Annotated in this window: 14 protein-coding genes; 9 read left to right on the top strand and 5 right to left on the bottom strand. The window is 42.5% G+C overall.

Annotated features, from left to right (window positions below; all coding sequences use genetic code 11):
• Positions 1-18: 18 nt before the first annotated feature.
• The 4 genes from MKZ16_RS21395 (at position 19) to MKZ16_RS21380 (ending at position 6,797) form a co-directional block, all read left to right on the top strand.
• Positions 19-1,854 (top strand): ABC transporter substrate-binding protein, encoded by a 1,836-nt coding sequence (locus tag MKZ16_RS21395; protein WP_036685758.1) that lies wholly within the window; start codon positions 19-21, stop codon positions 1,852-1,854.
• Positions 1,855-1,988: 134 nt separating this feature from the next.
• Positions 1,989-3,734, top strand: coding sequence for a sensor histidine kinase (locus MKZ16_RS21390; RefSeq protein ID WP_036685760.1), 1,746 nt, complete (start codon positions 1,989-1,991; stop codon positions 3,732-3,734).
• The gene (locus MKZ16_RS21385; RefSeq protein ID WP_076106488.1) at positions 3,727-5,133 is read left to right on the top strand and encodes a response regulator; all 1,407 of its coding nucleotides are present in this window, start codon (positions 3,727-3,729) and stop codon (positions 5,131-5,133) included. The genes MKZ16_RS21390 and MKZ16_RS21385 overlap by 8 nt, the downstream gene beginning before the upstream one ends.
• A complete protein-coding gene (locus MKZ16_RS21380) occupies positions 5,130-6,797 on the top strand; it encodes an extracellular solute-binding protein (protein ID WP_051491407.1) in 1,668 nt (555 codons plus the stop codon). Before MKZ16_RS21385 ends, MKZ16_RS21380 begins: the two co-directional genes overlap by 4 nt.
• 59 nt (positions 6,798-6,856) lie before the next feature.
• Here the strand turns inward: MKZ16_RS21380 and MKZ16_RS21375 are convergent, their stop codons facing one another.
• Positions 6,857-7,276: a MarR family winged helix-turn-helix transcriptional regulator gene (locus tag MKZ16_RS21375; protein WP_036685765.1), complete on the bottom strand. Its 420-nt coding sequence runs from the start codon at positions 7,274-7,276 to the stop codon at positions 6,857-6,859.
• 164 nt (positions 7,277-7,440) lie between these two features.
• On the opposite strand from MKZ16_RS21375, the gene MKZ16_RS21370 reads away from it, so the two are divergent.
• Complete coding sequence (locus MKZ16_RS21370; RefSeq protein ID WP_076106486.1) at positions 7,441-8,901, top strand: MFS transporter; 1,461 nt, start codon at positions 7,441-7,443, stop codon at positions 8,899-8,901.
• Between the two features lie 33 nt (positions 8,902-8,934).
• On the opposite strand, the gene MKZ16_RS21365 is transcribed toward MKZ16_RS21370, so the two are convergent.
• Positions 8,935-10,002, bottom strand: a complete 1,068-nt coding sequence (locus MKZ16_RS21365; RefSeq protein WP_036685768.1) for a glycoside hydrolase family 99-like domain-containing protein — start codon at positions 10,000-10,002, stop codon at positions 8,935-8,937.
• Positions 10,003-10,015: 13 nt separating this feature from the next.
• A complete protein-coding gene (locus tag MKZ16_RS21360; RefSeq protein ID WP_076106484.1) occupies positions 10,016-11,053 on the bottom strand; it encodes a glycosyltransferase in 1,038 nt (345 codons plus the stop codon).
• Positions 11,054-11,260: 207 nt separating this feature from the next.
• On the opposite strand from MKZ16_RS21360, the gene MKZ16_RS21355 reads away from it, so the two are divergent.
• The gene (locus tag MKZ16_RS21355) at positions 11,261-11,671 is read left to right on the top strand and encodes a hypothetical protein (protein ID WP_232061415.1); all 411 of its coding nucleotides are present in this window, start codon (positions 11,261-11,263) and stop codon (positions 11,669-11,671) included.
• Positions 11,672-11,760: 89 nt separating this feature from the next.
• Here MKZ16_RS21355 and MKZ16_RS21350 read toward each other — a convergent pair whose 3' ends face one another.
• Positions 11,761-13,116 (bottom strand): PFL family protein, encoded by a 1,356-nt coding sequence (locus MKZ16_RS21350; RefSeq protein WP_244886527.1) that lies wholly within the window; start codon positions 13,114-13,116, stop codon positions 11,761-11,763.
• A 17-nt stretch (positions 13,117-13,133) separates the two neighbouring features.
• Complete coding sequence (locus MKZ16_RS21345; protein ID WP_036685776.1) at positions 13,134-13,403, bottom strand: ACT domain-containing protein; 270 nt, start codon at positions 13,401-13,403, stop codon at positions 13,134-13,136.
• Between the two features lie 217 nt (positions 13,404-13,620).
• On the opposite strand from MKZ16_RS21345, the gene MKZ16_RS21340 reads away from it, so the two are divergent.
• From MKZ16_RS21340 to MKZ16_RS21330, 3 genes are all read left to right on the top strand, one after another.
• Positions 13,621-15,252: a diguanylate cyclase gene (locus tag MKZ16_RS21340; protein ID WP_038572367.1), complete on the top strand. Its 1,632-nt coding sequence runs from the start codon at positions 13,621-13,623 to the stop codon at positions 15,250-15,252.
• Positions 15,253-15,313: 61 nt separating this feature from the next.
• Positions 15,314-15,694, top strand: a complete 381-nt coding sequence (locus MKZ16_RS21335) for a response regulator (protein ID WP_036685780.1) — start codon at positions 15,314-15,316, stop codon at positions 15,692-15,694.
• Complete coding sequence (locus MKZ16_RS21330) at positions 15,672-18,932, top strand: ATP-binding protein (protein WP_076100126.1); 3,261 nt, start codon at positions 15,672-15,674, stop codon at positions 18,930-18,932. The genes MKZ16_RS21335 and MKZ16_RS21330 overlap by 23 nt, the downstream gene beginning before the upstream one ends.
• Positions 18,933-19,148: the final 216 nt, after the last annotated feature.

The raw sequence follows: 19,148 nt of genomic DNA, 5'->3' as shown, positions 1-19,148 counted from the left end.
AAGGGAGGGTATAAAGCAATGAGATTAAGAAGAGCATCGCTTGTCATGCTATCCGTAATCCTGGTCTTCGTTCTTGCAGCATGTGGCGGGGGGAATAATACGGCTAATTCGGGCAAAAACACGAGCACAGAGAAACCTACGTCGGCTGCCACAAATGCCCCGGCGGAGGAGACAGCAGCACCGGATGACGGAGCGCTTGATCATTCCAAGCCGCTGAAGCTGACTGTATTCTCAACAACCGCTAACTATGCCGGTCCACAGACCGGATGGTTTGCAAAAATCATCAAGGATAAGTTCAACATTGAAATGGACATTGTAGCTTCAAACCTGACTGGTGGAGATACCAAAATCTCTGCAATGATGGCTTCCGGTGATCTTGGAGATATCATTATTTTCGGTGACGACAAGAACCACTATCCAAATGCCATCAAAGGAAAGCTGCTCTTGGACTGGACACAGGACGGTCTTTTGGACAAATACGGAAAAGACATTTCTAGCACTTTCCCAAAAGCTATTGAGAAAGCAAAGGTAGCTTTTGGCGGTGGATCATCAGTCTTTGGTATGGGGAACAGCGTAGCTTCTAACCCATCCGGACCTTCTGAAGGAAAAGATATGACTTGGGGTCCAGACCTGCGCTTTGATCTTTACCAACAAATTGGAGCGCCAGAAATTACAAAGATTGAAGATTATCTGCCTGTGCTGAAAAAAATGCAAGAGCTCGAGCCTAAGAACGAACAAGGCAAAAAAACCTATGCTTTCTCGATGTGGTCTGATTGGGATGGCAACTATAAAATGACATTGGCTAAACAGTTCGCAAACATGATGGGCTATGACGAAATTCCTGATACTGCTGTGTATGTTAAGGCAGATGAAGAAAAGTATTATGACTTTTTATCCGAAGATAGCTGGTACATGAAATCGCTCAAACTGTATTTTGAAGCTAACCAAATGGGGCTGGTTGATCCGGACTCTATGACGCAAAAATTCGACGATGTTGTAGCGAAATACAAAGATGGTCGTCTATTGTTCTCTTGGTTCCCATGGCTAGGAGCTGCTAACTACAATACACCAGAAAGAACAGCCGAAGGTAAAGGTTTTGCGCTAGTTCCGTTCAAAGATGAATTGATGTATTCCACAGGCTTCAATGTTTACGGTGGTAACGGTATTATTGCAATCGGCGCAAAAGCTAAGGAACCTGCTAGAATTATGGAATTCATTAACTGGATGTACACACCGGAAGGTGCAATGATTTCTGCAGGAAGTGGTACAGCAGTACCTAACGGACCTCAAGGTCTGACCTGGGATATTGATGCAAACGGCAAACCTGCAGTGACTGATTTTGGTTGGAAAGCTTATACTGATCAACAGAATACTCAAGTTCCTGCTGAATACGGCGGTGGTGACTACTACTATGGCTCCAATCAAATGAACTTCTCGTTTGTGGTTCCGGCGATGGTGAATCCAGAGAATAGTGAGCCATTCGATCATAATCTGTGGACAACAACCCTGGAACGTAACCCTTCCAAGCTTGATAGTGACTGGAGAGCGAAGATGGGCGTTCTGACTCCTAAGGAGTATTTTGAGAAAAACAATCTATTGGCTGTAGCACCACAAGGCTTCACTGGCAAAGAGCCGTTAACCATGGATAAAACAGTGGAACAAAAGAATAAACAAATCGGTACGGTTATTCAACAGATTTCCTGGAAAATGGTCTTTGCTAAAGATCAAGCGGAATATGATAAGTTGAATAAAGAAATGCATGATAAGGTAAATGGTCTTGGTTATTCCGAAGTTATGGATTTCTCGATTAAAAAGGCTGAGGAATTGTTCGAGGCCCGTAAAAGCGTTAAATAAACACGGCTAGTAACTATAAAATAAGGCGGGGCGGCGTGGAGGCTGTTCTGCCTTATTCTATTCAATTAAGGATAAATGTGGTATTCTCACATTAATATAAAACGCTTTCAGATAGAAAGAAGAGGATAATCCAGATGGTAAGAGTACCCCTGCGGAGTCATACTCCAGCTGTCAAATCCTTACGCAATACCTTATTTATCTATCTAGTAATCGGAACACTACTTCCGCTTCTCTTAGTAGGATTCGTAACCTACACCTCTATTTACTCCATCCTTTCAGGTAAAATTGGCAACGGGATCAGCGCTAGTCTGAGACAGGAAGCCTCAAGCCTGGAGAATGCCATCGACAATATGGATTTTGCCTCCAAGCAGTTTGCTCTGGACGGTCAGATTGTGCAGGAGATGTCCTCATTTATTCAGGAAAAACAAATTTTTCGCAAATCGCAAATGATGAATTCCATCAACCAGAAGATCAATCTAGTCAATTTTACGAACCCTTATATTGGACTTACAGCCTACATTATGCCGGACAGCGATGATCCCGTTCTGTTTACCAACATGAGCGCACGCAGAAATTTTGATATCAGTACATTGCCGTCCTTTATGCGATATAACGGGGCTGACTATTATGGACCACACCCCACTATGTACGCTGTTGGTGACAATCTCGTGTTCTCGGAGCAGCGGATTGTCCGTGTGCCGGGCCAGCATAAGCTTTATATTTATTTGGAGACGAATTATAGTTTGTTTCGCAAAATCTTCAATCAGGAGTCCTACGGGATGAAAGTAAATCATCTGCTGGTTAATCAGCAAGGTAACAGTACAAAAGTGATCGACGGCAAACTTCCGCTAAGTATTATTAAAGCTGCGGGAAGCAACTCTAATCTCACCCATGAAACGCTTAGTGGATATCATCTGTTTCGTTACGCGAGTCCTCAGGGCTGGAAACTTATTGCCGTTGTGAAAAAATCAGAATTCAACAGTGAAATTTATTCTTGGTTTTATAAAATGATCTTACTTGCCTTCTCCACCCTTCTTTTTGCCGGATTTCTGGCTTGGATCATCTGGAGGAAAATTTATGGTCCGTTGCGTAAGGTTAACCTCGAAATCAACCGAATGGCGGAAAATGTTACCGCTCCGGTAGCCTATACGAATGTGGAAGAATTTGATTTTGTGCTTACCAACTTTCAGCAGATGAAAAAACAGGTGAATGAGCTGATTGTTGCGGTTGCCCATAATGAGAAGCAGAAAAGCCAATTTGAGATTGAGAAGTTGCTCAGCCAGATCAATCCTCATTTTTTGCATAATACCTTAAATACGGTACAGTGGATGGCCCGGTTAAACGGCCAGAAGGAGATCGACAAGCTGGTCACTCTTCTTGTAAAGGTGCTGCATTATAATCTGGGCAAGCAAAGCATCATTGTTACCATTGGCGAGGAAATTGAAGCGATTCGAAATTATATGGAGCTGCAGCGTATTCGTTATGATTATGAATTTGAATTTAACGTTGAAGCTGATGAGGATGTATTGTCTGTGGCTGTCCCGAGATTTTTGCTTCAGCCTCTGGTGGAGAACTCGATTTATCATGGATTAAGCGATAATGGCAAGGTAGATGTTGAGATAATGAAACATGGTGAAGGAGAAGTTCAGTTATGTGTAAAAGATAACGGAGCTGGGATGGATGCAGATACATTAGATCAGCTGTTGTCTGATGATGGAGCAAAAAAACGGGGACTTGGAATTGGTTTTTCATATGTGAACCGGATGCTTAGAACCTATTATGGAGAACAAATGAAGCTAGAGATGTTCAGTAAGCCAGGAGAAGGTACGGTTGTATCCATTGTGATTCCGAGGAAAGGTAAGGAGGACTTCGATGATTAAGGCTGTAGTTGTCGATGACGAGAGACTCGTGCGAAAAGGCTTCATATCCCTGATTGATTGGTCATCCTTAGGGATTGTTATAGTTGGGGAGGCAGGTGATGGTAAATCTGCTTTGGAGCTGCTTCAACAGCAGGAAGTAGATTTATTATTTGTGGATTTGACCATGCCCGGCATTTCAGGCTTCGAGCTTATTAAAATGGTTAGACAACGGTTCACAGGTATTCGCTGTGTTGTCCTTACTTGTCATCATGAATTTGACTATGTTCAGGAGGCTATGCGTTTAGGTGCCGTTGACTATATTGTAAAAACACTGCTTGAGATGGAAAATGCGGATGAAACTATCAGACGTCTTGTCGATCGTATTAAATGGGAGGACAATACGCGGGATGCTCTGGTTCGTGGGGAGAGTAAACGTATGGCTGCTGATAAGGCTCTGCTATATTTGCCATTAAATCATCAATGCAATGAAGAAGAATTATTTCAGCTGTCCAGCGTGAAAAATAATCCGCTTATTACTTTTCATGAGATGTGGATGTCGCCCTTATTGCATCGTTTCTCAATAGATGAGAGCAAGCGTGAACTAAAGATCCAGCTATCCGGACGATGGCAGACCGCACTGATCAGTGGATTGAGAGATCAACCGTTGCAGGAACTGGAGGAACAGCTCACTGCGAAATTACGCCGTATTCTATTTTATCATCCTGAACCTGAGGATTTGACCTCATTGAAATATGAAGACATAAAGAAGGAACCAGGGGCTCCCTATTCAAAACAAGAGGCGGATAATCTGTTGGAGCAAGCACAGAATTTGAAGTGGACAATTGATGGAAAGGAGTGGGAGAAATTTGTAGCAAACATACTTCAGCAGAAACCCCGTTCTGATCAGTTTCTGGCGTTTGCACACTCTCTAATACAAAGTTGGAGTTCTTTACTTTTAAAGCCTGAAGATGCTGCTCAACTGGAAAAGGACATTTCCCATAATCTGAACTGGTGTCATTGGAAGAACTGGCTGCGGCGATTTTCTGATCATGTGGGACGAAGAATGCTGGAGCTTGGATTAACTAAAGAGGTTATGTCCTGTCTTATTCGCGCAGTTCGTTATATGCAGAGCCATGCAGGTGACAAAATCAATCAGAGCGACGTAGCAGCCGTCATTAATATGAGCCGTGGTTATTTCAGCCAGTGTTTCGCTCGTTTTGCCGGAGAGACATTTGGTGAATGTTTACGGGGAATGCGGCTGGAGCTTGCCAAATCACTGCTGCTGGAGACTACACTTCCCGTCTGTGAGATTGCTTCGCGGTCCGGTTTTGAGGATGATCGTTATTTCAGCAGATTGTTTAGAGAACGTATTGGTAAATTACCAAGTGAATTCCGTGCGGAGGGGAAAAACCAAATATGAAATTTTGGAAATCTATCCTCCTAGTGTTTATGGTCATTGGAATGACATCATGTCGTGACAATATCGGTACTGTAGATTCAGTTGCAAGCCCTCAGGCAGGGGATGAAGATACTTCTATCGCTTATAGTAAATATGAGGATCCGATTGTGATCCGGGTGGGATTTAAGGTTCCCGACTCGCGACTTAATACAGGTGACAGCAACGATAACAATCCAATCACCCGTTATTTAGAGAGCATTACGAATATCAAAGTGGTTCACTCCTGGGAAGCGAAGGGTGAGGATGCTTTTACGCAAAAGGTGCAGCTTGCCATTGATAGCAACGATTTGCCTGATGCCATGGTTGTGGATCGGGATCAATTGAAGAAATTAATTGATAATGACATGATTGAAGATTTGACAGAGACATATAAAATATATGGATCTGAACTTATCAAGGATATGTACAATTCTACAAAGGGAGAGGCGTTAGAGGACGCTTCCCGCGACGGTAAATTATATGGATTACCGAATGTAGCTATTGATGCAGACTCTCCCGTGCTGCTCTGGGTACGTCAGGATTGGCTGGAGAAGCTGGAGCTGCGACCTCCACAAACTTTTGAAGACATCGAGAAAATTGCCAAAGCTTTTATTGAAAAAGACCCTGACGGGAATGGAAAAAGAGATACCGTCGGTCTAAGCGGCTACAAAAATATCGTATATGGAACTAAACCATTAGTTAATGGTCTGGATGCTGTTTTTAGTGCATTTCATGCTTTCCCCACGAATTGGATTAAGGATAACAACGGAAATATCGTGTATGGCTCCATTACACCAGAAACCAAACAAGCGCTTGCTAAACTTGCTGATTGGTATAAACACGGGTTGCTGGATCCGGACTTTGCACTATATAAGGAAACTCAGGAGCCTATTATTACAGGTAAATCAGGGATGTTTTTTGGTCCTTGGTGGATGCCTTATTATCCTTTGTCAGAGGCAGTGGCTTTGGATACGAAGGCAGAATGGAGAGCATATGCAGCTCCAGTTGATGATTCCGGTAAGTTTGTCGCTCATTTGGCTCCGGTAACAGATCGATATCTTGTTGTGCGTAAAGGGTTTGAACATCCAGAGGCTGTAATCAAGCAATTGAACGTGTTTACAAGACTCGAAAGAAGACAAGATCCTAATCAAGAGGAGGTAAAAAAGCTGGGTGATTTCTCTGCGCAGACAGGCATTCAGCTGCGTGCTTATTATCCGTTCGATCTTTTGATAGATTATAGGGATGCGATTGAGAAACATTATGCTGATATCCAGCAGGCTTTGCACGGAAAGATAGACCCGGATACATTAAATTCTGATACCCGGCTCATTTATGATCAATGGGTAGCGGAAACAGAGCAGCCCAAAAAAGATCTTGAAGGCTGGAAAGCAGCGAATGCGTATAAATATGGAGTAGCTGTGTTAACCTCAACTGCTATAGAGGGAGTGCGTGGGGTCTTTTATGGGAACACCCGACTTATGAAGACCAAGTGGCCGGAACTGCAGAATCTGGAGAATGAGACGTTCTTAAATATTATTGTGGGTGATTCACCGCTTAGTGATTTTGATGTGTTTGTAGCTAAATGGAAGAGTATGGGCGGGGAAGAGATTACGGAAGAAGTTGCTGAAATTGTAAAGCAAAAGTAAACGTAAAAGTGGGATGCCTCAACAGCCGAGTGGCTTTGGGACATCCTTTTTCTTATGTTCTATTCTTCGTTTGTACTGATTTTTTGCAGCAGGAAATGTAGTTGCTCTACTTCTTCATCGGTTAAATGGCCCACAAGGCTTTTATTAAATTCATCTAAGATGGACTGTAAAACTGGGAAGAAATCGATGGCTTTCGGGGTAGGATATAGAAGGTGGGAGCGTCGATCATTAGGATCGTCTTTGCGCTCGATATATCCCGAATTCTCTAATTGCTTCACAGAACGTGCTGTAGTTGCTTTATCGAACTTCAATTCGGCAGTTAACTGATCCTGAGTAATGCCTGGCCGAGAAAGAATCAATTTAAGAAAGCTATGCTGTCCACCACTACCGATTCCATAAGGGACAAACTGCTTAACCAGTTTCTTTTGATTTTGACGGTGAAGATGGGAAATTAGCTTCCCGATAGGCTCTCTTGCCAATATAGACACCTCTTTGGGTTATAAGTTCGCTCATTTTTTGCCTTGAAATAAAGTGTACAATAAAGTCGTTGCGCACGCAACTAAATTGTTGTACACTGGGTATGGCGAGTTTGGTTGCGTGCGCAACTAAACGGTGATTATTAATATTTAATGAGGTGTTAGTTATGAGTTCTGTAAGTGCAACCTACCAGGAGGATAAAGAAATTCAGAAGAAGCGCTGGATGATTTTAATTGTTCTGAATATATTTACGTTTATGTCCACCCTTGATGGTAGTATTGTCAATATTGCTCTGCCTGAGCTATCCAAACAACTGAAGTTGCCCATGGCGCAAATCGAATGGGTAACTACAGGTTATTTAATGGCGATCTGTGCAGCGATACTTTTCTTCGGCAAGCTTGGAGATATCGTAGGAAAGATTCGAATCTTTAAGATTGGCACCATTATATTTGTTATTGGATCTATGCTGTGTGGGCTTAGTGTAAGTTTACCAGCCTTGATCGCTTCACGTGTTATTCAAGCCTTGGGTGCTTCGATGACCATGGCGAACAGTCAGGGAATTGTTACGGATATCTTTCCTGCCACGGAGCGTGGTAAAGCCCTTGGTTTCATTGGTACATTCGTGTCTCTGGGAAGTATAGCTGGTCCAAGTTTAGGCGGGATTATGGTTTCCACCTTAGGCTGGGAGTATATCTTTTGGGTTAACGTGCCTATTGGTCTGATCGCTATATTTTTTGGCTGGAAGGTATTGCCTAAGGATTTAACGAGAGTGAAATCTTCGATTGATGTGCCGGGCAGTTTACTGTTCGCTGTTTTTATTATTACTTTGTTCGCAGGATTATTACTAGGACAACAGCTAGGGTATGGTAACAGCTTAATTTTTACATCAATAATTGTTGCTGTCGTCAGCTTCATTGCTTTCATATGGACGGAGCTTCGTAGAAAAGAACCGTTGTTGCAGCTGTCATTATTTAAGAATCCGTTGTTTTCTTTAAGTATATTATGTGGTTTTCTCGTATTTACAGCGAATTTCTGCTTCAATATTATCGCGCCGTTTTATGCACAGAACATGCTTAATTTATCGCCATTCTATGCAGGCTTCTTGTTAATGCTGTTGCCGATATGTATGGTAGTCGTGGCTCCAATGAGTGGTGCGCTATCGGATAAAATAGGCTCTGAATTTTTGACTTTTGCGGGGCTGGTGGTCATGGTTATTGCACAGTTCGGATTAGCACAGCTTCATGTAGGAAGTTCTGTTGTGCTGGTAGGTGTGTGGATCGCTATGCTGGGTATAGGAAGTGGCCTGTTTCAATCGCCGAACAACTCGCTTGTTATGTCTAAGGTACCAAGAACACAGCTTGGTTCTGCGGGTAGTGTCAATTCGTTAGTTCGTAATGTCGGTATGGTTGTCGGCATTACAATTGCTACTACAATTCTTTTTCAAGTGATGAGCAGTGAAGCCGGCTATAGAGTGACAGGGTTAGTTCCCGGCCGGCCAGAGTTATTTATCGAGGGTATGCATGTAGTGTTTGTAACCTCGGCATCCATATGTCTAGTGGCTGCTTTATTAACTGGCTGGAGATTGGTGAGTGCAAGAAGCGCCAGAGTGCAGTCATCGGAAAGATAACATAAAATGAAAAAGATCCTTCTGGCGCTACGGCTAAGAAGGATCTTCTTTGTGATGAAATTGTAGGGCTTCCTTAACGGCTTGCAAGTATTGATATTGATAACGCTCATCCGGTTCCAGATAGGCGCCTTCAGCCCATTCATTCCAGGCGTTGATATAAATATATTCACTTTTGAACATTTTTTTGGCGCGCTCAATTTGTCGTGAAAGGTATTGGCCGAATTTTTGAGGATTAGCACCTAAGGTGCTTTGTCCGGCAGGGCCTTTCCGTGGTGTGTTATCCCAGTTGACAAAGGCTCCCGGATATATGATTTCTCCGTCCCTATGGGGTGTCCGCTCCAACATGGATTCCCATAACTCATCATAATCAATTACGATATGCCTCTGATCCTCCACCTGCTTTGAGCTCCATAAATGCTTAACCCCGCCATGTGCGAATGTGTAATGCGGCTCAAATTCCAGACTGGCATCGAATCCTTGCTCTTTCTGTAGGGGGAAACCGCCTAGTGTCCGGACCAGATGAAGTCCTTTAAGTCCGTTCTGCAGAGCCAATTCGCGCCAATATTGAAGCATTTCTTCACAGCGCGGGATACTAGCAGATCTATAAATGATAAAGACAGGCTTATCTTCTACCCGGATATAACGATCATCTTTGAAGGCTTCCAGCAACGCAAAAAAGTGCATTCGCCAATCCCGTTCTTCTCCGTATTCCTGTGGCATCAGTACATCCTCTTCGGTGCCATCCCAGCTACGTGTCCATGGTTCGTTAGCCCAAGAAAGGCAAAAGGGGAAGTCAGGCTCTTTGCTCGCAAGAATCTGCTGAACCGGTTGTTCCAGTAGTCGCCTGCCATTAAACCAATAGTGATAATAACAAAAACCGTAAATGCCATGAGCCCTTGCAGTCTCTGCCTGCCATTGTTTCACTTTAGGATCCGTTAAATCATAGTAGTTATTATTTAATGGCTTCTTGGGCTGATCATGTTCAGGATAAAGGGCTGCAGCCTTCCTGACATTTGTCCATTCTGTAAAACCCTCACCCCACCAGGAATCGTTCTCTGTGATCTGATGAAACTGAGGCAATACAAAAGCAATGCATCTCAAGTCATGCCACCCCCTATGGTTCCTTGAATATTTTTCTCAGCAGTAACTTTCCTTGCTGGATATAAGAATGGTTATATTTAAGTTCCTTTAGAGCACGAGAGGCAGAAATTCTCCTTTCTTCACTATGTGAAAAATAGTGCTTAAAGCTTTCGGAGAGCTCTTTGAAGTTCTGGAAACGAATGAGATCTTCTTCTGCAATTCGGTAATTATGAAGATGGGGATGATCCTCCACTAACTGAAATACACCGCAAGCGGTGACCTCCATAATCTGCTGCATAGAACCAGTGCAATTGATGACGATTTTTGCTCCATTATAATAACTGGACATATCTTTACTATGGGTGATATCCAGGAAATTTCTGGGGGGGGCCCAACCACGCCCGGCGATCATTACCTTAAGGCCTTGAAGCAGGTCTGAATACGCCAACGTGTAAAGCACACTATCGATTTGAAAATCGCCGAGAATGAGTACGTCACTCTGATAACAGTCCTCCACACGTCTTGGATAATAGAGATCCGTATCCGCAGCATATGGGAGATAACTGGAATGTTTGCCCCATAAACCCTGATAATAGATCAGATTAGCTATGTTCTGTGTGAAAATATAATCGAATAACAATGCCAGATTACGTTCTGTTGGAGTAAGACAAGCTGCATCTGCCATCCATACCGCTTTGGGAACGTTGGAAGTTTTCAGAGCAGGGAGGTTCTCCTCCGGAAATAGGGTCTCCGATCCTAGAGCTAATATTAGATCAGGTTGAAAATGGGCTAAATATTCCTCCAGATTATGCTGGAATTTAATAGCAAGTACTTCTTTGACCAAATGCCTTAGTTGATCTTTAAAAAGTCGTACATTAGGCATTTTATCGCTGGCCTCTGTAGGAACCAGCAGCAATATTCTTAATTGCTTGAGTTCCCGTTGCAGCGGCTCTGCTCTATAAGAGTTCATCTCAAGGATGAGGTTATGGTGTTGCGATGGATTAACTTGGCTGATGGTGACTTCGTGACTTGAAGGCCTTTCAGGAGTGAGCCTATTAGCTGTCTTCTTCATAATTCCTCCTGTATTCTGTGGAGCCAGTCGTCCGCTCTAGCACCGAGTCTTGCTAATCATTATATGTGTAGGGGGTTATTTTGACTTTAGGTATAAGACCATTAATCAGAGCCCTGAAGATAAAAAGCGGATTTAGTGAAAGCTGTATATCTATCTATGACAGGGCTGGCTTGTTTAACATAAGATATGCTATAAAACCTGAAAGGGATGATCGCCTTGCCAACCTTCGATAACGTTCTAGTTACAGGAAGTCAGACCATTCAAAATGATCTGCACGTTAATGGAAATGAGACTATCGATTCGAATCTTCATTTGAATGGTAGTCAGACCATAATGGGAAGCCTAAATGTGAACGGCAGTGAATCCATACTTGGTCATCTGGGGGTAACCGGTGAAATTAGCGGGGCAGGCACCATTAGAGCTGCAACCCGGTTGATCGCTACGAACCAAGCAACATTGCCACCAGGCGCTCCTACCAGCCTGCAACAAGTTCGATACTTTTCTGTAGGTGCTGTAGGTCAGACTGGTCTCGTGCTGAAGGGCACAGATGGAAATGATTATGTATTATTTATCGATTTGACTGGCGGAACACCTAATATTGGCATCCAACGGGCTTAATCAAGGTAAACTAACATTCTCAGCATCAGATTAATAAAAAACAGCAAGTCTCCTAAGTACAAATAGGGACTTGCTGTTTGAGGTTTCTATTAATTCTTAAAGCTATGAATTGGAGCTGGGATTCGTCCGCCACGATTAATGAAGTTCGCGCAGTTGAAGCCGTTCACTGCCATGACTGGTGCATATCCGAGCAGGCCGCCAAATTCGACCATTTCACCTACGTCCTTGCCGATTACTGGAATCACGCGAACCGCAGTGGTTTTGTTATTCACCATGCCGATTGCAGCTTCATCCGCGATGATACCGGAAATGGTCTCCTTGGTGGTGCTTCCTGGGATAGCTATCATATCCAGTCCCACGGAACAAACACAGGTCATAGCTTCCAGTTTCTCTAGTGTAAGGGCACCCCGCTGAACGGCTTGAATCATGCCGTGATCTTCACTGACTGGAATAAAGGCTCCACTAAGGCCACCTACATAGGAGGAGGCCATCACGCCACCTTTTTTAACATTGTCATTTAGGATCGCCAGAGCAGCGGTTGTTCCCGGTGCGCCAGCTTCCTCCAGACCCATGACTTGAAAGATTTCGGCAATGGAATCTCCGATTTCTGGAGTAGGGGCTAAGGATAAATCGATAATCCCAAAAGGAACATTCATCCGTTTGGAAGCCTCTTGAGCAACTAGCTGACCGACACGTGTGACTTTGAAGGCTGTCCGTTTAATGGTTTCACATAAGGTTTCAAAATCCTGCCCTCGAACCTCTTCAAGCGCACGTTTGATTACACCAGGACCGCTGACGCCAACGTTGATGACACATTCCCGCTCCCCAACCCCGTGAAATGCTCCGGCCATAAAAGGGTTGTCCTCGACTGCATTACAGAAGACTACCAGCTTGGCGCAGCCGATGGAATCCCGATCCTTGGTGCGTTCTGCAGTTTGGATAATAATGTCGCCCATTAATTTCACAGCATCCATGTTGATTCCACTTCTGGAGGAACCGACATTGACCGAGGAGCAGACTCTTTCAGTGACTGCCAGTGCTTCAGGAATACTGTCGATCAGAATACGATCGCCTTTGGTGCAGCCTTTTTGTACAAGTGCAGAGAAGCCGCCAATAAAGTTAACGCCTACCTCTTTTGCAGCCTTGTCCAGGATTTCAGCAACAGGTACATAGGTATCTGTCTTCACCGCACCAGCGGCAATAGCGATGGGTGTGACAGAAATCCGTTTGTTAACGATAGGAACCCCAAATTGTCTTTCCAGATCTTCACCCGTCTTTACGAGCTTTTCAGCGGATCTGGTGATTTTGTCATATACATTTTGATTAAAGGTGCGCATATCCGTGTGGGCACAATCCATGAGGCTGATCCCCATTGTTATGGTACGCACATCCAGATTCATTTCACGAATCATCTTATTCGTTTCTTGTACTTCCACTAGTGATATCATGGTCAGCCATCCTCCTAGATTCGGTGCATAATATTAAAAATATCCTCATGCTGAAGCTTGATTTCCACGCCAATCGATTCGCCAAGCAAATGTAATTCCTCTACGATATTCTCAAAAGCTTTAGTTGAGCTAGAAATGTCTACAATCATCATCATGTTAAAATAATCCTGAACGATCGTCTGCGAAATATCCAGAATGTTCAAATTGTGTTCGGCTAGATATGTACATACTTTAGCAATAATCCCTACTTTATCTTTTCCTAATACAGTAATAATTCCCTTCATGAATACAGCCTCCCTTTATATTTATTGATTTCACCGTGTATACGGAATGAACCATTCCAACTATTATTGCAAATGATGAAACAAGCTTCAACCAAAGGTTTTTTGTCAGTTTGATTAAATATTTATTTTGACAGCTGAAATTATAGAAAATTCATTTGACAGCCTATAAAAAATGTGATGAACTGAGAGTTTGATATGATAGTCTGAAGGAGTAAATATGACTACACAAAAATATAAAGACATGGTTGAGCAAAGAACGAAGATGACCCTCCAGGAATGGACGGAACAGGCGGAAGTGAAGGAAAAGGACATTTATCGTTTTTTGCATAATTTAAAAGGCACTGCTGGAACTGTCGGATTACCAGATGTCGAACAATTTGCCGAGGATACGCTGCCCTATTTCATGGAAAGCAGTCTTAAGAGTTGGTCGGTTGAGGAATGGGGGGATTATTTATATCCACTGATTCCATTGTTTAATGTCCATTCATTGGCAGCTTCAAGCTCTGTTAAAGCATTGGATAAAAAGGGACCTGCTGAGACGCTCACGCAGAATGATATTCTTCTTATCGACGACGATGTAGAGTTAGTTGCTTATCTGAAAGAGTCGTTGGAGAAGCAGAATTACTATGTAAGCATAGCCTTATCTGCTGAACGGGGACTCAAAATCTTTTATGAAACGAAACCAGATCTCATTCTGCTGGATATTCTTTTACCGGATAAAAGTGGGATTGAGGTGTTGAACCAAATTATCGGCAAGGCTAAAAAGGAACGAATTCCCATTATCATTATAAGTGGGGAGTACTCCAAAGCGACGCAAATGCATGCGTATTCGCTGGGGGTGATGGATTTTTTACCGAAGCCTGTAGATATTGATTTATTTCTGGTATTGATCAAAAATCGCTTTCAGCTTAAGAGAGAATGGCAGGAGTCCATCATCGTGGATGATTTGACCGGCGCATTCAATCGCAAACACTTTAATCAAGTCATGAAGCAGTTGATTGGTGATTTTAAGCGGACCAACCGCGTATTTTCGTTAGCGCTGATTGATTTGGATTATTTTAAAAACGTTAATGATACATATGGTCACCTAATCGGAGACGAAGTTCTGCAGGGCTTTTCCGAGCTTGTGAAGAATTCCATCCGTCTGGAGGATACCTTTTGCCGTTATGGGGGAGAAGAGTTTGCAGTGTTCTTACCTAACACGGATGCGGAATCTGCAATGTTGGTTATACAGCGTATTCAAGAGCGGTTTGCGGCTACTGACTTTTTTGCGAAAAATGAAATCTTTCATGTGACCATCTCTAGCGGGATTTCTGAGGTAACAGATGCCGAGAATATAGCCGATAAATTGATTGAGGAAGCAGATCAGGCTCTTTATGCCAGTAAGCATGCTGGAAGGAATCAGACAACGCTTTATTCGGACCATTTATCCACTACTAAAAAGCATTCGGTTCTGAATGTGATTGTTGTAGATGATGATACGCTAATTCGTAGAATTGTGACCAGTCAGTTCGCCATTTGGGAGCCGGATAATATTGCTGAGGTGAAGGTTAGCAGCTATGCGAATGGGCTTGATTTTCTGCAATCGGATTGGTATGCCGTGGATGAGAAGTATATTATTTTGCTGGATGGTGTGATGCCTGATCTGGATGGAGTAGAAGTTCTGGAAAGAATCCGCAAAACGTATCCGGAAGTAAATATATTAGTGATCATGCTGACGGGAAGAAATAATCAGGCGGATATTGTACATGCCCTGCAGATGGGTGCCGATGATTATGTAGTGAAACCGGTTCATATGCCTGAGTTATTGTCGAGAATAGAGCGGTTGGCTCATAGATTTTTGTTCTAATTGGTTTCTGAATATGTTGTGAGCACCAGGAGAGATCTAAAGCGGAGGGAATTAGGCAGCTATGCAAAAGGTAATGGTAGTGGATGATGAAGAAGTATTACGAATGTTAATTGTAGACACCTTAGAAGATTTGGAAGACGTGGAGATCCATACTGCCGAGAACGGATTAGAGGCGCTTTCAAAATTGTCACAGGATCATTATGATTTGGTGATATTGGATTATATGATGCCTGAAATGACAGGGATTGAAGTCCTAGGCCAACTGGATGATGAGAAAAAGAAGGCTACAGCTATTTTAATGTTAACAGCCAAAGCCCAAGATGTAGATCGTCTTCGAGCGGTAGATGCAGGCGCACGTTATTTTATGCCAAAACCTTTTAGTCCGATGGAACTCTTGCAGATTGTGGAGGGGATCCTAAGTGACAAAGGGAAGCAGCTCTAATCACAGTATTAAAAATAGATATTTTCGTATCATTGCCTTGGTTTTTTCGTTAATCATTATTATGGGATCTGTATTTTTATTTTTCATAAATAATGAGCAGAACAAATTAAGTAGAGACCGTGAAGTTCTGCAGAATAAGGCGGACACGATTAACGAATTGGCGACTGCATTAAATGAGGTTTTTTTCCGAGCGAGGGGATTCAGCGCACTTAAGAGTGCCAATGAATTAGATCTCCTAAACCTAGGACTTGTTAACTTTGATAAGATTCTGGATACCTATTCTAATCTCAATTTATCTCCGGAAGAAGCCTTGTTTAGAGATGGTTTGAAAGCATTTTATGTTCAGTACAAAACTAAAGTTTTACCTGAAGCGATTCGGTTTGTCGAGGCAGATGATTATGTGTCTTTGAGAGCTCTATCCGCAGATGGGAACACGAAATCAGTGAATGATTTTTTAATGTATACAAAAGAGTACAAGCAACGATCCGATGCCGCATTAAATACTATGGCTATGGATTACATCAAACGTGCCAATGAATTTACCTTTATCGCATTCTTTTTCAGCACGATTATTCTGCTAATCTTCACCTTTATGATCTGGCGGATTCTGAAGAACCTTATAGATCCTATTCTGAAGCTGGAAGGGGCAACCCATTCCCTGGCTGCAGGAGAAGAAATTCTTCTGGGCAAGCTTAAGAATCAAGATGAAATTGGCCGACTTTATGATGCTTTTCTTAATATGGCTAGAAGTATTCAAGATAAAGAAGAAGAATTGATGATGCAGAATGAAGAGCTGCATGCGCAGCAGGATGAACTTCAGGATCAGCAATATAGGCTGCAACGCTCGCTTAGTGAAATTGAAAGTATGATGAAAGCTTTGGATCAATCGTCTGCGGTCGGGATCCTTACTGCTAAAGGTGTCTTTACCTACGCGAATGATAATTTAAGTGGATATACCCGCTATAAAAAGTCTGAGATTATCGGTTACACCTATAAGTTATTTGAACTTTATAATATCTCTGACGAGGGTTATCAGAAAATTTTTAACAAATTAAATACAGGCGGAGTGTGGAACAATGAGCTGCAGATTCTAGCCAAAGACGGATTGCCCATCTGGCTGCAACTAACGATTGTGCCGTACCTGAATGAAGAGGGTGTGATTTATCAATACATCCTTATTGCGAACGATATCACCTCAATGAAGAGCGTGCAGCAGGAGCTAGCCGAAACGTTAAAAAATACAGAACAGACCAAGATGATGCTTGAGCTTAATAATCAGCTGAATCATGATATTACTTATACCTTGGATAAGCATGAATTTGCCGATAAGTTTATTGAGTTTATGCATCGCCTGTATGCCTTTGATTCGAGTTTCTTCCTGCTTGTGAAAGATAATATCGCGGCTGTGAAAGGCATTCCGCAGGAGAATGTGGAGCGTTATCTTGATCATGAGAACAATGAGATGTTATATCGCTTGCAAGCGGAAAAAACGTACCTAATCAAGCGTTTGGCCACACAACCAGAGCAAGGGATTTCTGCGAGTGAGGTCTATGTTTACGACTTCTACACTACTGTTGTGAACGCAGAGGATGAGATTCTTGCAGTGTTCTGTGGCAGCCGGATTGGTCATTCCTTCAGCAAAGAAGAGATTAATGAGGTTCAGGGGATGATGAACCGCGTAGCGCTGGCGATTGAACGTTTATTCATGTATGAAGAGATTGAACATGGACGAAAGCTGAATCGGGACATCGTAAATAATGTGAACGAGGGCATACAATTTGTGAATACAGAAGGTATGCTCCTGCAGATGAATAAAGCGTTGAGCAACATTTTTAATTATGAGTGGACAGAAGGAACTTTGATTCCCCGACAGAAATGGATGGATTATTTCATCGAGCACTCGAATGAGAACCATGAACTTCGGATGTTTTTTGAAAAAGCGATTGCTGAGGATGCTCTGGAATCCAGCAGCATGCAATACTCCATTGGAACTGAATCGATGAAGCATATTGATGTGTATGCGATCCCTGTATTCCGTCGCGAGCTGCGTATTGGTACATTGTTTGTCTATAGAGATATCACTAGAGAATATGAGCTGGACCTTATGAAATCTGATCTTGTCAGTACGGTAAGTCATGAGCTAAGAACACCGCTATCGAGTGTGCTTGGTTTCACAGAACTGCTATTGTCTAAGACCATGAAGCCTGAGAAGCAGCTTAAATATCTGGAGACGATTCATAAAGAAGCTAAACGACTGACGGAGCTCATAAATGATTTTCTTGATTTGCAGAGAATGGAGTCAGGTAAGCAGCAATATATCACGGAGCATTTGAATCTCAGTGAAATTGTATTAGGCGTAATTGATCAATATAAACTGAGCAGTACCCATCATGTGCTCCTAGTGGATGAGGCTTTGAATGCGGATGTTGATGTGGACAAGGATAAGATTGTCCAAGTTCTGACGAATCTGTTAAGTAATGCGATTAAGTTCTCGCCTGATAACAATGAAGTTAAAGTACTGCTGCATAACGAGTCGGATAGGATTATTGTACGTATCCAGGATAATGGTCTTGGCATTCCTAAGGATCAAATAGGACAGCTATTCCAAAAATTCAGAAGAGTGGATAATAGCGCCTCTAAAAGAATTGGAGGAACAGGACTTGGACTTGCTATCTGTAAGGAGATCATTGAGAAGCAAAAGGGAAATATCGGTATAGATTCCGTAGAAGGAGAAGGCACTACCGTCTGGTTTAGCCTCCCTATCCTCCATGCGGAAGCGAGCCGGCAACAGGATGAGCTTAATAAATGGAGCACCGATAAAGAGCTCAAGCCTAATGTAATGATCGTTGAAGATGATTACAGTCTTTCGTTGCTTTTATCAGAAGAGCTTAAAGGGAAGGGCTTCCGTGTTACCCATCATTACCATCCACAGCAAGCTTTTGATCAGGCCTTGAAAACACCATTTGTGGCGATAGTGGTAGATTTGATGTTGGGTGAAGAGCTGGATGGCTGGGATTTGATCCGAATGCTTAAAGAAGATCCAAGAACTGAAAATATCCCTATCGTTATTTCTTCTGCTCTGGATCAATCGGATAAGAATCAATTAAACGATGTAATTCAAAAATATTTAACTAAACCTTATCCGCCCGGCGAGCTATCGAATACGCTTGAGGAGATAGTGAAGATTAAGACGGGGATCGGCGAGGTGTTATTTCCCGAAAGTAAGCAAAAATTATAGCTTTTATTTATCACAATATTTTATAAATAGTATCACTTTTTATAATGAAACCGATCAAAACAGGTTAAATCATACTGTTTTGATCGGTTTTTACGTACTATATAGATACTTTTTCAATAAATTACAATTATTAGGTTAAATCGACATCATTGATCGTTTACAATTATTGTGATAGCCTGATTTCATGAGGTACGGATCATCAGAAGATTTCATGTT

Source organism: Paenibacillus sp. FSL R5-0928 (assembly GCF_037970385.1).
Classification (GTDB): Bacteria; Bacillota; Bacilli; order Paenibacillales; family Paenibacillaceae; genus Paenibacillus_AQ; species Paenibacillus_AQ odorifer.
Note: the sequence above shows the minus strand (reverse complement) of the source record. Positions and strands in the feature narration are given on the sequence as shown.

Coding starts and splice junctions, on each gene's coding strand:
- MKZ16_RS21395 (WP_036685758.1), top strand. CDS start 19: ATGAGATTAAGAAGAGCATCGCTTGTCATGCTATCCGTAATCCTGGTC.
- MKZ16_RS21340 (WP_038572367.1), top strand. CDS start 13,621: ATGACTACACAAAAATATAAAGACATGGTTGAGCAAAGAACGAAGATG.
- MKZ16_RS21370 (WP_076106486.1), top strand. CDS start 7,441: ATGAGTTCTGTAAGTGCAACCTACCAGGAGGATAAAGAAATTCAGAAG.
- MKZ16_RS21345 (WP_036685776.1), bottom strand. CDS start 13,403: ATGAAGGGAATTATTACTGTATTAGGAAAAGATAAAGTAGGGATTATT.
- MKZ16_RS21335 (WP_036685780.1), top strand. CDS start 15,314: ATGCAAAAGGTAATGGTAGTGGATGATGAAGAAGTATTACGAATGTTA.
- MKZ16_RS21380 (WP_051491407.1), top strand. CDS start 5,130: ATGAAATTTTGGAAATCTATCCTCCTAGTGTTTATGGTCATTGGAATG.
- MKZ16_RS21390 (WP_036685760.1), top strand. CDS start 1,989: ATGGTAAGAGTACCCCTGCGGAGTCATACTCCAGCTGTCAAATCCTTA.
- MKZ16_RS21360 (WP_076106484.1), bottom strand. CDS start 11,053: ATGAAGAAGACAGCTAATAGGCTCACTCCTGAAAGGCCTTCAAGTCAC.
- MKZ16_RS21385 (WP_076106488.1), top strand. CDS start 3,727: ATGATTAAGGCTGTAGTTGTCGATGACGAGAGACTCGTGCGAAAAGGC.
- MKZ16_RS21355 (WP_232061415.1), top strand. CDS start 11,261: ATGATCGCCTTGCCAACCTTCGATAACGTTCTAGTTACAGGAAGTCAG.